Below are 15928 nucleotides of genomic sequence, written 5' to 3'. Positions count from 1 at the left end.
AGCCGCTCGCAAGAAAACTTGTAAGCGGCTTTTTGTTAAAAATTAACGAACTGAAACTTAGAACATCACACGTCGTAACGCCAGCTTTTATCTGTAATAACGCGTGCTACAGCAAGACCAATAGGTAAGCAAATAATTACCATGAAAGCGCGGAAAGTCCAGTCTAACGCTGGAAGCGTGTGAAATTGACCAAGATAAAACATTGCGCGATACATATAAAGTCCAGGAACCATAATTACGATAGATGGAACCGTAAGACCTATTCGTGGATAACCCAAATATTGAGGCGCTAATCCGTGACGAACGATAGTTCTCCAAGCAGAAGCTAGCAAACCTGCCAATAAAGCACCGCTGAAAGCTGCAATTTCGGCAGCAACTCCAAAATCTGTCATAGTTAAACGCAATGTGTCAGTAATAGCGCCAATAACGCCAGCAACTAAGCACATTCGTTGTGGAGAATTAAATAGAACTGAGAAGCCCCATACTCCGGCAAAAGCTGTAATAAGTCGAAGAACTGCGTTAAGCCAAGGATTTAATCCGAGAGGAGGGAAGCCTTGAGGATTGAGATGTACAAGGCTTGCAACTGTCCATCCCGCAAGAGTTCCCATCAAAATAATAGCCATTGTGTAACAAAGTCGTTGAATTCCTGAAGGGAAATCAATTTTTGCAATATCTAAACCGCCTGTAATAAGAGGGAATCCAGGAATAACAAACAACACTGAGCCAATATATGCAGTTGTATGATTGAGCGCGCTAGGGTCAAAGAAGCCAATAAGACGTAAAGCCCCAATGCATGATAGTGCACCTATTGCAACAGCTACGAATGTAACTACAAACTGGTTTAGATGCTTCATAAACATTCTGCGACGAATATAGTGACCGATTCCTGCTCCAATAAAAGCACCAATCATGTCGTAAATGCCGCCGCCAAGCAAGAACGCAAAGGATGCGCAAGCAACTGCCGAAGCAAGACCAGCAAACCACGGTTTGTATAGCGGTTTCCTATTTTTAATCAAATCAAGACGGTCATGTACTTCTCTAACCGTAAGAGGATGATTATTTTTAGGCTCGCCATTACTACTGGATGTGTTTACGTGTGAAAAATGTTCAGCATAAGCACTTTCTGGCTGTAATGCAAAAATGCCGCGTGGTTTTTCTTTTTTTATAGCTTCTTGCAACGCTTTCTTTTTTGCAATTTTAGTAGCATTTTCTTCAGACTGCTTAGCTGTTTGTACAATGGTATGTTCGTCGTCGCTCGCTTGCAATGTGTCAACTAATTCCTTAGAAACAGCAGCTTTAGAGTGATATAAAGAATCGTTTCCAAGCTTGACGTTAAACCAATCTGCAAAATGTTCTAGAAGCCAAATGCGCTCAGTGTTAACACCTGTGGTTGGAAGATCTACAACTTCAGTAATTCGCTCATGCTTATCAGTACAAGTTGCTTCAATATCTGTGAGATTCACGTCCGCGCGCACATGTACACCCATTGGTTCGCCGATTCTGTGCATAAGCTCGCGAACTCGGTAGCTTCCTGTGCCTGCTCCTAAGCCGAGCGCACCGACGCGAATAATAATACTCGATTTTGCAGCAATTCCTGCTTGTGTAACTGGCTTATCCCAATCTCGCTCAACATCGTCCATATCGAGTGGAATAGCATGAGTATGAAAACGCCCAGAAGGTTTTCCGACTATATGACCAGTCGAAAGAATTTCAGGCTTATCGCAATCGCAGTTGTTGATGCTGTTGTCGTATTCATTATTCTCAATATTATTCTCTGCTGTACTCACAATTTTTTAGTATACGCAACCCCGTTGCCGAGTTATATTTTGTTGATAAATCAGCATTCTTTACTACGTCCGGTGGTAGTTTCACAATTAACTTGGTATCTCGCTGGAAACAAGGCTGTGGGCTTGCAACTTCTGACCTACATAACCGCGGAGGAGCTGCGGAAGTCAGACGACCAAGCAACCTTAGTCTGGCGTAAGGAGGTCTGATGGCAACAGAAAATCAGCAGGTTACTCCGGCAGACGCAACTATTGTTACGTCTGGTTTAGGGCGAAAAGGCCCAGAGGAGCGTGACCTTCCAGCATCACTTAAGCAAGACATGGATTTGTGCTTGCATATTCTTCGCGATGTTCTTGGCGAATTCGATGAAAAATTATTAGCAGTATTCGACGATGTGCGTTTGAATGCTGTAGAAGCTAGTGCGGCTCATTTTGCGCAAATGGTAGACGCAAAAGTAACTGCAGATGATGGCTTAAGTAAAGCTGTTAGCAGGCTCAACGGAATGAATTTGCACGATACGCAGCTTTTAGCTCGTGCTTTCGCAACATATTTCCACTTGGCAAATTTGTGCGAGGAAAATTATCGTGTTTCTGTACTTCATCAGCGTGAATGTGAAGTTGAAGATTCATTGCCTGTTGATCCAGTTAACGAACTAACTTGTGCTTATCACAAGTTGCTCACTGAAATGAGCCCTGCTGAAGCGAAAGAATTGCTTGCAAAGCTTGAGTTTCATCCTGTATTTACCGCGCACCCAACCGAAGCTCGTCGTAAAGCCGTTGCAGGTAAGATTCGCAGAATTTCGCAATTATTAAGCGAACATCATCGTTTAGGTGGATCTGATAAGCGCGAAAATTATCGTCGTCTCTATAACGAAATTGATGCGCTTCTTCGTACTTCTCCGATTGCTTTAAAGAAGCCGACTCCGGTTGAAGAAGCGGATACTATTCTTGACATTTTTGACGCCACTTTGTTTGACACGATTCCAGTCGTGTATCGTCGATTTGACGATTGGCTGCTTGGTAAGAAGGCTGGATTAGTTCCTCCGCGTTGCCCTGCATTCTTCCATCCAGGAAGCTGGATTGGTTCAGATCGAGATGGCAATCCTAATGTGACAGCTAAAGTGAGCCGTCAAGTCGCTCGAAAGTTTAGCGATCACGTGCTTGCAGCTTTGGAGAATCGCACGCGCGAAGTTGGCAAGTGCTTAACTATGGAAACTCGCACAACTCCTCCAAGCGTGGAGTTGCTTGAATTATGGAATCGTCAGCGCGAAATGAGCGAACAGCTTACAGAAAACGCTTCAGACGTTTCTAATAGTGAGCCACATCGTGCAGTAATGTTGGTAATGGCTGACCGTTTGCATCGCACTATTAGCCGCGATACGGATTTGATGTATCATTCTTGCGAAGATTTCATTGAGGATTTGCAAATTGTGCAACGCTCTTTGGCAGAAGGCGGAGATCCTCGTGCTGCATATGGTCCTTTGCAGGATTTGATTTGGCAAGCGCAAACCTTTGGATTCCACATGGTTGAAATGGAATTCCGTCAGCATTCTCTCGTGCATTCTCGCGCTTTGGAAGATATTCGCGAACATGGATTGCATGGCGAACGCGGTCCGCTTCAGCCAATGACTCGTGAAGTACTCGATACGTTCCGCGCTTTAGGAGCAATTCAAAAGCGCAACGGTATGCGCGCTGCTCGACGTTATATTATTTCCTTCGCAAAATCTGCTCAGCATGTACGTGACGTATTTGAGCTAAATCGTCTTGCTTTCGCTCACCCACAGGATGCGCCAACAATCGACGTCATTCCGCTGTTTGAGCAGTTGGAAGATTTGCAAAACTCTGTAAATGTGCTTGAGGAGATTATTAAAATTCCTGAAGTGCAAGCTCGTCTTAAGGCTACTGGCCGCAAGATGGAAGTTATGCTTGGCTACTCGGATTCTTCCAAGGATGCTGGTCCTACTTCCGCAACGCTTGCTTTGCATTCTGCTCAGGAGCGCATTGCTAAGTGGGCTAAGAAGCACGATATTGATTTGACACTGTTCCACGGCCGCGGCGGTGCTGTTGGTCGCGGTGGCGGTCCTGCAAACCGTGCAGTGCTTGCTCAGCCAGTTGGTTCCGTCAACTGCCGCTTCAAGCTTACTGAGCAGGGCGAAGTTATTTTCGCACGATATGGCAATCCAATTCTTGCTATTCGTCACGTTGAATCCGTTGCTTCTGCAACTTTGCTTCAGTCTTCGCCAAGTGTTGAGAAAACTAACACTGATATGACGAAGAAGTATGCGGATATGGCTGCAAAACTTGATGTTGCAGCTCATGAGCGTTTCCTTGATTTGCTGCAAACGGATGACTTTACTCCATGGTTCTCTACGGTTACGCCGCTTAGTGAGATTGGTTTGCTTCCAATCGGTTCTCGCCCAGCTAAGCGCGGTTTGGGTGCGAAGTCGTTGGATGATTTGCGCACAATCCCGTGGGTGTTCTCCTGGGCTCAGGCTCGCATTAACTTAGCAGCATGGTACGGATTGGGTACTGCTTGCGAAAAGTTTGGCGATTTGGAAACTTTGCGTCGCGCTTACGAAGAGTGGCCGCTGTTTAGTACTTTTATTGACAATATTGAGATGTCTTTGGCTAAAACGGATGAGCGTATTGCTCGCATGTACTTAAGCCTTGGAGATCGCGAAGATTTGAGTGATAAAGTACTTTCAGAAATGCAGCTTACTCGCAAGTGGGTTTTGCAAATTGTTGACGACAAGTGGCCTTTGCAACATCGTCACGTGCTCGGTCAGGCAATCCGCGTGCGCTCGCCTTATGTTGACGCGCTGTCTGTAATCCAGTCGCTTGCATTGCACAAGCTTCGCAACAAGGTAGACAAAGAAGAGCTTAGCGAAAGCCAACAGGCAGAGTTCATCTACCTTATTCTTTGCACTGTTTCTGGTGTTGCTGCAGGCTTGCAGAATACTGGATGATTTTATAAGTTTATGTGATTAAGAAAAGCCTTCGTACTGCTTTATTAGCTGTGCGTTGGCTTTTCTTTTTATAATCATATTTTATAAATTTTGTTAGCTTTTATAGCATATTTTCTATTTAACACAGTAACGATAGAATATGTTTTATAAGTCGAAGTGTTTTTCAAAATTTGTTGATAGCTTGTATTTGTCATCTTTGCGCAAGCGCATCAATACAAGGAGGTAATAATGCACGAGACAGTCAAAGAAGATTTTTTAAAAGAAGATTCACTTTTGGCTACAGCTGTGTGGAGCGCGATGCTAGCTGGTAATCGTAAGTTTGCAGAAGGCTCATTAAATTGCCATGGACTTAGTGAAGAAACGAGATTATCTCTTATTGAAGGTCAGCATCCTGGAGCTGTTGTTCTTTCCTGTGCTGACTCGCGCGTGGCTCCAGAATTTGTGTTTGGTGCTGGTTTAGGTGATATTTTTTCTGTCCGCACTGCAGGCGAAGTGCTTGATGATGCTGTAATTGCATCTTTAGAATACGCTGTAAGCGATTTGGGAGTAAAAGTGCTTGTTGTTCTTGGACACGAGCATTGCGGTGCTGTACAAGCCGTTTTGCCGAATGTGCAAAAGCTGGTTTCTAAATACGGCGAAGATGAAACAAGCGAAATAATTGAGTCTAGCGGGTCAATATTGCTTCGTTCTTTAGGGCCGGCTGCGCTCGCAGGTATTGAAGAAGACTTGAGCACGGACGATATTGAGCGCATTCACGTGTCTAATATGTTGGCTGAAATTTGCGATAAATCTCAAATTATTCGTGAAGCCGCTTTTAACGATAACCTTATGCTAGTTGGCGCTAGGTATAGAATGAGTGATGGTTTAGTAGAGGTTCTTTCATGCTAAGTAGCATGTAGTCGCATTTTTAACAGAATTATTAATACGTTGTTAGGTTACAGATATGAATCAATCATCTAAAGATACGCTTGATGCAAATTCTGCAAATTCTGCAAATTCTGCAAATTCCGCTAATTCTGCGAACTATCTTTTCTTGCTTGTCGGAGCTCCTTTAGTAGCTTTTATTATTGCAGCTGCTCCTGCTTTACAAGGGCAACATCCTTGGTTTCTCGTTGATACAACAATTCGAGGTGTTTCCGGATTGTTGCTACAAGCTATACCTTTTACGCTCATAGGTGTGCTTGTTTCTGCTGCAGTAGAAACTTGGGTAACTGCTGATTTTATTGAGAAACATGTTCCAAAATCTACAGCAAATGGTTTCTTGGCTGCCATATTAGCCGGCGTCTGTATGCCGGTTTGTGATTGTGTAGTCGTTCCAACGTTTTCTCGTTTAGTTGCAAGAAAACTACCATTGCCGTGCGCCATAACTTTTCTATGTGCAGTTCCTGTTGTAAATCCAGTATCTGTATTGGCAACATTTTATGCGTTTTCTGACGCTCCAGCTGTTGCTATTATGCGTATTGCTCTAGGTGTTGGTATTGCATTATTAGTTGGATTAAGTTTTGTTATATTCCCTTCGAAAACCAATATTTTGCGTAAGAAAATTTTAGTAGAAAGCGAATCTTCTTTACATTGTTCTTGCGAATTGAATAACGAAAGTGATCTCACAAAAAGTAATATTGAAAAGCATAGTATTTCTGCGCAAATTCGCAAATATGTGCAGCATATACATCAGGATTTAATAAAATTAATTCCAATTATTGTATGTGGAACTATAGTTGCTTCTGTAATTCGCGCATGGCTCGGAGCTGATCCTGCTTCTCGCGTGCAAGTGAGTAATGTTTTCATTGCTATTCCTGTAATGATGGCTATTGCGTACGCAAGCTCTCTATGCTCCAGCTCAGATGCTGTAATTGCAAGAAGTTTAGCAACATCATTGCCTATGTCGTCGGTGCTAGTATTTCTGCTGTTTGGTCCTATGCTTGATTTAAAGAATACGCTTATGCTCGTTGAGGATTGCCGTGGTAAATTTGTGTGGCGCTTAACATTAACTATTGCTTTTGCGTGCTTCCTAGCGTCATTATTAGCTCACTGGGCTTGGGGGTTCATCGCATGAAAAAGCAAAAATGTGTTGAGCATAATGCTTGTAAAAAAATCACTTTAGCTCAATTGGTAGAAGCTATTTTATTGCTATTTTTTGCAGTCATAATTGCGGAAGTTACTTTAAGCGGTAGATATACGCTTTTTACTACGCCTAGAGCATATTATTATTTGTTAATTACTGCTATTTTGCTATTTATTTTGTCTATATGTGCTGCGATTGGATGGTTTTCTGTTTCTTCGCGCGATGTTTGGCGTATGTTTGTAGCTTTCGTTGTTCCTGCGCTACTTATTATTGTTCCTTTGCGTTACGCTCAAAATATTAGTGTAGATGGATTCGACCAGTATGCTGGCGGTCGTGCTATTGCTATTCGTAGCCAAAATTATCCTTTGCCAGGATTGTATGAAAAATCTCATGAGATAACAGTTGATGATGATGATTTCGGCTCCTGGTATGACGAAATCGATCATAATGCTGCAAAATATGATGGATACGCGATTACTCTTACAGGTTTTGTCAGCAGAGATTCTACGTTGAATGCAAATCAATTTAGGGTATCTCGTCAGCTTATGTCATGCTGTATTCTCGACATGTCTCCGTTTGGATTAGTTGCCGAAAAATCAAATATTGGCGAAATTCAAGATCATGAATGGGTGCGTGTTCGTGCACGCGTTTCTAGAGGCAATATTGGCATTCCTGGATATCAGCATCCTGGAGTTGTGCTGCACGTTATATCAATGCAAACAGCTCAAGCTCCAACTGGATATTTTTATCGCCCATAAATAATTTATCTTCGTTAATGGTGATAATTATTTTAGAATTGTTGATATCGCATAGAAGTAAACTAAGATAACAAGTATGGCGATTGGTTTTAATATTCTACTCATTATGATTTTTTTGCTATTTGGTTCCGTATTTGCGGCAACCGAATTAGCTTTAGTGAGCTTGAGAAGTTCGCAAATTGATCGCATGGAATTGCAGGATGCGCGTGGTGCTAGAGTTGCAAAAATTGCCCGCGATCCTAACACTTTTCTATCTGCTCTACAAATTGGAGTAACTCTTTCTGGCTTTCTTTCTGCATCGTTTGGTGAGTCTGCTTTAGCTCCGTATGTTGTGCCGGTTGTATGTTCATGGGGTGTTTCTTCGCACGTTGCTGGTCCACTTACAACAATCTTTCTAACTCTTGTTATTTCTTACTGTTCTATTGTTATTTCTGAATTAGTTCCAAAACGTATTGCTATGCAGCGTGCTGAGCAGATTGCGCGAGCGGTTGTGCCGGCGGTTGATGTTTTCTCAAAGATTTGCAAGCCTTTAATTTGGCTTATTGGAAAGAATACTAACGGTTTTGTGCGCATTCTTGGCTTTGATCCTAATGAGAAGGAAAGCGAAGTTTCTGACGAAGAATTGCGTGTTCTTGTCAATAGCAATAAACGTTTAAGTCAGGATGAGCGTACTATTTTGGATGATGTGTTTGATGCGTCTGAAACTATTGTTGCTGAAGTAATGCGTCCTCGTGCTGATGTTGAGTTTTTGGATGGTTCATTGAGCCTTGAAGAAGCTGCCGCGAAAATTCGTGAGCTTCCGTATTCTCGCTACCCTGTTATTGGCAAAGATTTTGATGATGTTATAGGTTTTGTGCATGTTCGTGATTTGCTAGATGTGCGTGATCCAAATGCAAAAACTGTTGCAGATGTAACTCGCGAAGGAATTAGTCTTCCTGGAACTTCCAAACTATTGCCGAGCCTGGAACTTCTTCGTAAACGTGGTATTCATTTGGCTGTTGTCATCGATGAATATGGTGGAACTGACGGTATTGTTACGCTTGAGGACATGACAGAAGAGCTAGTTGGAGATATTCGCGATGAATATGATTTGCCTGGTGAAACTGAGCAAAATAATGTGAATAAAACAACTGCTTTTGTAAATGGTGTTGCAAAAATTGATGGCGGTATGACCATTGAAGATTTTGCTGACATTACCGGCATTGAGCTTGAGGACGGTCCGTATGAGACTGTTGCAGGCTACTTTTTAGCGCATACTGGTTCAATGGGAAGTGTTGGAGCTGTTTTGCATGATGCGGATGGTTACGATATGACTGTGACTGCGGTTGATGGTAGGCGTATTGCGACGATTGAAGTGCGTCGCCGCGCGTAGTTTAAGCCATAGCAGTAGAATAATAACGGTATTAACAAACCTAAGGAAGGATAGAACATGGCTTTGTTGCATATTTTGCCAGGTCTCGACGAAGCGGCCAGTGAAAAGGCTGTTGCCATTTTACAGAATCGTTTAAGCCACGAGCAGGAAGCTGCTTTGGTGCTCAAGCATGCGCATTGGAATGTTACTGGTCCAGATTTTATTGCAGTGCACGAAATGCTTGATCCACAGGTTGCTGAAGTTTTGGCGCAGGCGGATGAAACTGCTGAGCGAATTGCAACTTTGGGTGGCTCTCCACTTGGCCGCGCAGACGATGTTGTTGCAGCTCGCACATGGAAGCGTTTTGCTTTGACTGGTCGCAAGTCTACAAAGGAGTATTTGCAAGCACTTATTGAGTACTATAACGATATGATTGCAGACGATCGCAAGGCTATCGCGGAACTTGATGAGCTTGATTTAGTTAGCTCAAATATTATTCAAGATCATGTTCAACAGTTGGAAAAGTTCCAGTGGTTCATGCGTAGCCATCTTGATTAATTATTCTCTGTTTAATTTTTTTGATTCAAACCGCAACACGCTGTTTTCTTTTTATGGCGTGTTGCGGTTTGACATTTTCTGTGTCTGTGCTAATGTAACTACTTGTATGTTTTAGGCATACGAGTTGGGCCCGTAGCTCAGGTGGTTAGAGCGCATCCCTGATAAGGATGAGGTCGGAGGTTCAAGTCCTCCCGGGCCCACGATAGAATGACATCATTCTTTCAAATGGGGCTATGGCGCAGCTGGTAGCGCATCTGCTTTGCAAGCAGAGGGTCAGGAGTTCGAGTCTCCTTAGCTCCACGAACAGGGTTCTGATTGATTTTTCAATCAGAACTTTTTGTTTATTAATTTATTTCTTGTCGCGTGCCCATTCAATTTTTGGGGAATAACCCAATTTTTTACTGATTACCCCTAATAAAATTAGGGTGACACCCTGATATTTGTCAGTGTTGTAAAAAATATAAAAATGTTTAAATGGTTGAATCTCTTCCCAGAGATTGCGGCATATATTTTGCTGTGGAACTATACACAATATATTGTTAACTTGAAAGGTATTAAAGAGAGATGAAAACCATAAAGGTTTTCATTTTAGACGGAAGGATGTAAAAAATGATTTATAAGATAAAACAAAATATTGCTGATATTTCTGCTGGCGTAGTTTCTTTATTAGTAGCTTCATTTGTTAAAGGTCAAGGTTGGAATATTCAAAATATTATGATTTGGCTTGCAACATTCGTAGCAACATATATCACACTACGTCTATTATTTATGCTTTTCAAAATTGTAAGAACTCTTTTCACTAAAGAACAGTAAATTTTAGGGTTATAGGCCGAATCTATGGCAAATAAATTTGCCTATAACCTAAATTTTAAAAAGATATGAAGCATAAACTTATTAATTTAATAATTCAAATAGTACAATTAGTAATTGTTGGAACTCATTATGGTGCTTTTTTGGAAGCATAATATTTACATGAGAATGCTTCTCATCAAGGCCTATTGGTATACTAATCACATATAAATAAACATGAATATCTTTACGCCGTGTATTGAGTGCAGCTAAATCAAATCTGCTCTCAATGGGTTAACAAGGCGTGAAATCGTGTGTTAGCAGCGTTTTAAGCGTAGTTAACCTGATCAGCGTAAGGAAAGTGTATGCGTAAACTTTTAGCATATTGCCGTCGTGCACCACAATTAACAGTCGTAATTCTCGCTTTTCCTTTTATTGTGGCTTTTTACTCATGCAATTTGCCTATATTGGCTACTTTCAATGAGCAAATTTATAATTTTTCGCAACAAATCTTTGATTTTTTAAATCTTGATTTCGATATTTCAATAAGTCTTAGTGTTGGCAAAACTATTATCGTTATTCTCGTTTTATATACCAGCCTTGTTTCTTTGCGTAACATGATTAAAAATTTATTGCGCGGAACTTTAGGTATTGATTTGCTAGCTTTTGTTGCATTGCTTGCAACGCTTTTTATTGGTGAGTTCTGGGCAAGTTATTTGATTGTTGTAATGGTTTGGACGGGAGAGGCAATTGAAGATTTTGCGCATATGAAAGCTCAGCGCAATCTATCTCTTTTAGTAAGTGCAGCTCCAAAAACTGCTCATCTTATGACTTTGCCAGGTATTGAGCATGGAATGAATAATAATCAAGCAAATGATGAATCCTGCGAACTGCCATGTTTGAGTGAAAATCAGTGCAAGCCTAGCTCGTGTGTTCTGTGCCAGCATGCTGAATTTAGAAAAGTAGATGCCACTAATTCTAAGCAATCTAATAGTAGCGAGCAAAATTGCGAAAGTAATTGCGAAAATAATAACTTGCAAAATTGCAACTGTAAACGAAATAATTGCCCATTTTTACAAGCATCTGCAGACGGCGAAATCACCTCAAATTTGCAGCGTTACGCTACAGTTGCAGTTGATGAATTAAAGATTGGAAACGTAATTATTGTGCTTCCTGGCGAAACTGTGCCGGTCGATGGTGAGCTGCTAAGCGGTTCTGCAATTTTAGACACAAGTGCTATTAACGGAGAATCTGTTCCTAGAGAAGTCTATGCGGGAGCTTCGGTGCTTTCTGGCTGCGTAAACGGCGGCGTTGTGCTTATTATGCGCGTAACCAAGCTGTCTAAAAACTCGCAGTATCAGAAAATCATGCAGCTTGTTGAGTCTGCTAGGTCTTCTAAAGCTGCAGTAGTTAGATTTGCAGACATGCTATCTGTGCCGTTTACAGTATTATCTTTTGCGATTGCTGGCTTTGCTTGGAGCTTTTCTGGCGACGCATTGCGATTTGCGCAAGTATTGGTTTTAGCAACCCCATGTCCTCTGCTTATTGCAGTTCCAGTTGCTTGCATGGCTGGTACTGGGCGTTTAGCGAAACTTGGAATTGTTGTTAAAAGTCAGGATGTGCTTGAGCAATTAAGTCGTGTAACAGATGTATTTTTTGACAAAACTGGCACGTTGACTGTAAAACAGCCGCAAGTTGTAAACGTAGACGTAATCGATACTACGCAGAAGGCTGATCGTATTGTAATGCTCGCAGGTGTTCTAGAGACGTATTCTCAGCACATACTTGCAGGTGGTATTGCTAAAGCGGGAGCAAGCTTGTGGGAAAATGCTCACCCATCGTCGGTTCCGCAGCTTCCTAGCGTGCGAGAATACCCTGTAGTACACAGTGTTAAAGAAGCTGCAGGCCAGGGTATTCAGGGCGTTGTAGACGGTATTTTAGTACGTGTAGGCAGACACAAGTATGTTACAGAGCAAAACACAAATCAAACTATAGGCAAATCTCTCGCAGCAGACGAAATGGCAACCTACGTGTCTTTTGACGGCGTGCTGGTAGGAAGAATCGTATTAAAAGACGTGCCGCGCGATAATGCGAAATCAACTATTGACACATTGCGTACACTTGGTGCGCGCTCAATATCTATTCTTACTGGCGATAGTTTGCAAGCTGCAACAACAATTGGTAAAAGTGTTGGAATTGAAACAATATATGCAGATTTACTTCCGCAAGATAAATTAGCGCATGTAAAAAAACATAATTACAATGTGTATAAAAATAAGCAAAATTCAACTGTAACAATGATGGTTGGAGATGGCGTAAACGATGCTCCAGTGCTTGCAGCTGCCGATATTGGCGTAGCAGTAACGGATGGCACAGATACGGCAGCATCTGAATGCGCACAGGTAGTTATTATGAACAACGATATTTCTTCTGCTGCAAGCGCAATAAGAGTAGCAAAACATACTAAACGCGTTATGGTTCAGTCAGTATTGATGGGCATTGGATTAGCAATTATAAGTATGATTTTTGCGGCTTTCGGTTTTATTCCAGCAGTTATTGGCGCAATGATGCAAGAAGCAATTGATGTTGTTGCTATTATGTGGGCTTTAACAGCATTGCGCGAACGAAAATAAAAATATTTTTTGGCAATATTTTTACGATATTCATTACGACACCTTTAATAATATTCGTTTGAGTATTTTATCGTTTGAGCATGTTGTAAGACGAAGTAATGCGCTAGTCTAATTATGAAAGCATACGAGTTAGCTGCAAACGGTAACGGCTCAAGCTTGTACGTAACTTATTTCTGGCGAAGAATTACATATAAACGCTTTACAGTTACGCTGCTGAGTGATTGAGGCAACCTATGCTTGTAGGCCGCGCTAAATAGCGCGAAAACGGCGAAAAGTGCCGTATAATACAGCTCAATATGGGGATAATAATGAAAAAAAATAATTTAAGCGAAAATATTTCACGAGAAACATCTCAACTGCGTATTGCTGTAATAGGAGCAGGCCCTGCAGGAGTGTACTCTTCCGATATCTTCTTACGTCAGATTGCAAAGCGTGGAGAAGAATTGGGATTAGGCTCTAGCGCTCGCATTGATCTTTTTGAAAAATTGCCAGTGCCTTTCGGCTTAGTGCGTTACGGAGTAGCTCCTGACCATCCAAGTATCAAATTTATTGCGGATGCGCTTGAAAAGACGCTTGATAATCCAAATATTCATCTTTATGCAAATGTTGAATTTGGTAAAGATATTGCATTAGAAGATTTACTTCATAGATATGATGCTGTGTTATTTGCAACGGGTGCTGTGAAAGATAGGCCTCTTCGAGGAGTTCCAGGTGCCGATTTAGACGGAGTGTACGGAGCTGCAAAATTCGTAGAATGGTACGATGGATACCCAACTAGCAATCGAGAATGGCCGCTTGAAGCCAAGGAAGTAGCTGTTATTGGTGGCGGAAATGTGGCAATGGATGTTGCTCGTGAGCTTTTACGAGATCCTGATTATTTGCGCGCTCATACGGATATTCCAGACGATGTGTATGAAGGATTGAAACAAAATCGCACTCAAACTTTACATCTATTTATTCGACGAGGTGTAGCTCAAGCGAAATTCTCAGTGCAAGAATTGCGTGAAATGGAAAAGTTACAGGGTGTGCAAATAATTATTAACGAAGATGATTTTGAACTTGACGATGAGACTATTGAAGTAGCCGGTAACGATAAGCTCACGCGTCAAATGGTTGAGGAGCTTTTCGCTATTCGCGATATGGCTGAAGATATGGAAGATGGCGGAAACGTTGATTTTGAGGGGAAGCCAGCCAACAAACGCTATATTATCCACTTCAACTGTGCGCCGGTAGAAATTCTTGGTGAAGATGGACATGTGAAGGCAATACGAGTTGAGCGCACGACTACAAGCGCCGATGGCAAAATGACTCGTACTGGAGAGTTCGAGGAATACGCCGTTCAAGCTGTATACCATGCCATTGGCTACCATCCTGCAGAAGTTGCAGGTATTGCTTACGACGAAAAGCGTACTTTGCTTGCAAATATTGATGGGCGCTTAGTGGAGTCTGTAGAAAATGGCGAAGTTCGTGAGCGATTGTATGCAACTGGCTGGGCTAAGCGTGGGCCGGTAGGATTAATCGGCTCTACAAAATCTGATGCTCTTTTGATTGTTAATAATATGCTTGAAGATTTATCTAAAGCTGGCAATGCTGGGCGAATCGCACCTGATCGCGATGAAAATTCTATAGATAAATTATTGGCAGAAAAGGGCATTAAACCAATTGATTACGCCGGTTGGAAGCGAGTTGACTCTTATGAGCGTGAACTTGGAGCCAATGAGCAGAGAACTCGAAAGAAAGTTGTTTCAGCTTCTGAACTTGTAAATATTGCTTTAGGTAGCAAATAATGCCCTAAATAAACTGAAAATATTACTTAGTATTTAAGTTTGTAGTTAGTAAATACGCAGTATATATTCAGAAAAATTTAAGTTCGCATTATTAAGATAGCTCATATGTTGAAAGGCTTGAGAATACACTATGGCAGCTTAAAAGCCGCACTATTTTTTGTTGTTGTGTGGCTTTTTCTTGCCTTATGTTGGGTTCTTACTGGCTCGCATCTGTCTTCACTAATATGGTTCATTATTCCTGGTATTGCATTTAGTGTTTTTGCTTATTGGGGCTCAAGTAAGCTTGCGATTATTGCTATGCATGCTACAGAGGTTAGTGAAGAAGAAGAGCCTGTGCTTTACGCAATGGTTAGAGATTTATCTGCTCGAATTGGTAAACCTATGCCGCGAGTAATGGTTTCTCCCTACGAAAGTCCTAATGCTTTTGCAACTGGTAGAAGTGAGCGTCATGCGAGTATATGTTGTACTCGTGGTTTGATTAATATTCTTAACGAGCGCGAGTTACGTAGTGTTATTGGTCATGAATTAACTCATATTTATAATCATGATATTCTCGCTTCTTCGCTGGCTACTGCTACAGCAACAGTATTAACGTACGTTGGTTCTTGGCTTGTTTATGTCGGTGATACATATCGTCGTGATATTCGCAAGTATTGCAAATTTATTGGTAAGTTTTTGAATATTTTATTCGCTCCTATTGCTTCTGTTATTATCAATGCAATTATTCCTGGTTCGCGTGAATTTGACGCAGATAAGGGAAGTAGTGAAATTACTGGAGATTTTGCTGCGCTTGCTTCCGCACTTAATAAAATTACTTACGGCATGCAGCTTCACGAGATGAAATCTACTGCTGGATTGCAGGCTGTTGCTTCTTTGATGATTATTTGTCCATGGGATAATAACGCTCCTGCGCTTGTGCGTTTGTGTACTGCGCGTCCTACTGTTCAGGATAGGATTGGGCGTTTAATGAGCATTGCTGCATGAATATTTTGTTTGTTGAACTTGCTTGTCTTGTTTATTGAGTTCATAAACTGATTCCTAAATATTGAAGCGGTAAGCTGTGCATGATACCCTTAGATGGTTGTTGAAACTAGTTTGCTTTTAAGTTACAGCATGCGGATGTAGTTCATCGGTAGAATGGAAGCTTCCCAAGCTTCAGAGGCGGGTTCGACTCCCGTCATCCGCTCCATTCAGATTGTAAAATTGTATAAGTTGTAGTTTTTGTACATTGGATGTA

The 15928-nt window shown here is 41.6% G+C and carries 11 protein-coding genes and 3 tRNA genes; 13 read left to right on the top strand and 1 reads right to left on the bottom strand.

Annotated elements, in window-relative coordinates; translation table 11 throughout:
* Nucleotides 1–65 precede the first annotated feature (65 nt).
* Nucleotides 66–1787, bottom strand: a complete 1722-nt coding sequence (locus K9E37_RS03250; RefSeq protein WP_076002508.1) for a threonine/serine exporter family protein — start codon at nt 1785–1787, stop codon at nt 66–68.
* Between the two features lie 206 nt (nt 1788–1993).
* On the opposite strand from K9E37_RS03250, the gene K9E37_RS03245 reads away from it, so the two are divergent.
* The 13 genes from K9E37_RS03245 (at nt 1994) to K9E37_RS03185 (ending at nt 15880) form a co-directional block, all read left to right on the top strand.
* Complete coding sequence (locus K9E37_RS03245; protein ID WP_102703284.1) at nt 1994–4750, top strand: phosphoenolpyruvate carboxylase; 2757 nt, start codon at nt 1994–1996, stop codon at nt 4748–4750.
* A 228-nt stretch (nt 4751–4978) separates the two neighbouring features.
* Nucleotides 4979–5638 (top strand): carbonic anhydrase, encoded by a 660-nt coding sequence (locus K9E37_RS03240; RefSeq protein ID WP_174182704.1) that lies wholly within the window; start codon nt 4979–4981, stop codon nt 5636–5638.
* Between the two features lie 55 nt (nt 5639–5693).
* On the top strand, nt 5694–6806 hold the full coding sequence (locus K9E37_RS03235; protein WP_174182705.1) for a permease: 1113 nt from the start codon (nt 5694–5696) through the stop codon (nt 6804–6806).
* Complete coding sequence (locus K9E37_RS03230; RefSeq protein WP_004109484.1) at nt 6803–7573, top strand: TIGR03943 family putative permease subunit; 771 nt, start codon at nt 6803–6805, stop codon at nt 7571–7573. The genes K9E37_RS03235 and K9E37_RS03230 overlap by 4 nt, the downstream gene beginning before the upstream one ends.
* A gap of 76 nt (nt 7574–7649) precedes the next feature.
* A complete protein-coding gene (locus K9E37_RS03225; protein WP_012913683.1) occupies nt 7650–8945 on the top strand; it encodes a hemolysin family protein in 1296 nt (431 codons plus the stop codon).
* Nucleotides 8946–9002: 57 nt separating this feature from the next.
* Nucleotides 9003–9482 (top strand): Dps family protein, encoded by a 480-nt coding sequence (locus tag K9E37_RS03220; protein WP_012913682.1) that lies wholly within the window; start codon nt 9003–9005, stop codon nt 9480–9482.
* A gap of 126 nt (nt 9483–9608) precedes the next feature.
* Nucleotides 9609–9682: transfer RNA gene (locus K9E37_RS03215), tRNA-Ile, on the top strand.
* 27 nt (nt 9683–9709) lie between these two features.
* Nucleotides 9710–9782: transfer RNA gene (locus tag K9E37_RS03210), tRNA-Ala, on the top strand.
* A gap of 309 nt (nt 9783–10091) precedes the next feature.
* Nucleotides 10092–10295: a hypothetical protein gene (locus tag K9E37_RS03205; RefSeq protein WP_012913681.1), complete on the top strand. Its 204-nt coding sequence runs from the start codon at nt 10092–10094 to the stop codon at nt 10293–10295.
* A 341-nt stretch (nt 10296–10636) separates the two neighbouring features.
* Entirely contained in the window at nt 10637–12904 is a 2268-nt protein-coding gene (locus K9E37_RS03200; protein ID WP_248893033.1) for a heavy metal translocating P-type ATPase, read from the top strand.
* Between the two features lie 308 nt (nt 12905–13212).
* A complete protein-coding gene (locus tag K9E37_RS03195) occupies nt 13213–14691 on the top strand; it encodes an FAD-dependent oxidoreductase (RefSeq protein WP_174182707.1) in 1479 nt (492 codons plus the stop codon).
* A gap of 105 nt (nt 14692–14796) precedes the next feature.
* Nucleotides 14797–15675 carry a M48 family metalloprotease gene (locus K9E37_RS03190; RefSeq protein ID WP_174182708.1) on the top strand — a complete coding sequence of 293 codons (879 nt, stop codon included), beginning with the start codon at nt 14797–14799 and terminating at the stop codon, nt 15673–15675.
* Between the two features lie 131 nt (nt 15676–15806).
* Nucleotides 15807–15880 (top strand) — tRNA-Gly (locus K9E37_RS03185).
* Nucleotides 15881–15928: the final 48 nt, after the last annotated feature.

It is taken from the genome of Gardnerella swidsinskii (genome assembly GCF_023277705.1).
Taxonomy (GTDB): Bacteria; Actinomycetota; Actinomycetes; order Actinomycetales; family Bifidobacteriaceae; genus Bifidobacterium; species Bifidobacterium swidsinskii.
The sequence above is the reverse complement of the archived record's forward strand: the minus strand, read 5'-3'. Positions and strand labels throughout refer to the sequence as shown.

Coding starts and splice junctions, on each gene's coding strand:
- K9E37_RS03245 (WP_102703284.1), top strand. CDS start 1,994: ATGGCAACAGAAAATCAGCAGGTTACTCCGGCAGACGCAACTATTGTT.
- K9E37_RS03240 (WP_174182704.1), top strand. CDS start 4,979: ATGCACGAGACAGTCAAAGAAGATTTTTTAAAAGAAGATTCACTTTTG.
- K9E37_RS03235 (WP_174182705.1), top strand. CDS start 5,694: ATGAATCAATCATCTAAAGATACGCTTGATGCAAATTCTGCAAATTCT.
- K9E37_RS03230 (WP_004109484.1), top strand. CDS start 6,803: ATGAAAAAGCAAAAATGTGTTGAGCATAATGCTTGTAAAAAAATCACT.
- K9E37_RS03225 (WP_012913683.1), top strand. CDS start 7,650: ATGGCGATTGGTTTTAATATTCTACTCATTATGATTTTTTTGCTATTT.
- K9E37_RS03220 (WP_012913682.1), top strand. CDS start 9,003: ATGGCTTTGTTGCATATTTTGCCAGGTCTCGACGAAGCGGCCAGTGAA.
- K9E37_RS03205 (WP_012913681.1), top strand. CDS start 10,092: ATGATTTATAAGATAAAACAAAATATTGCTGATATTTCTGCTGGCGTA.
- K9E37_RS03200 (WP_248893033.1), top strand. CDS start 10,637: ATGCGTAAACTTTTAGCATATTGCCGTCGTGCACCACAATTAACAGTC.
- K9E37_RS03195 (WP_174182707.1), top strand. CDS start 13,213: ATGAAAAAAAATAATTTAAGCGAAAATATTTCACGAGAAACATCTCAA.
- K9E37_RS03190 (WP_174182708.1), top strand. CDS start 14,797: ATGTTGAAAGGCTTGAGAATACACTATGGCAGCTTAAAAGCCGCACTA.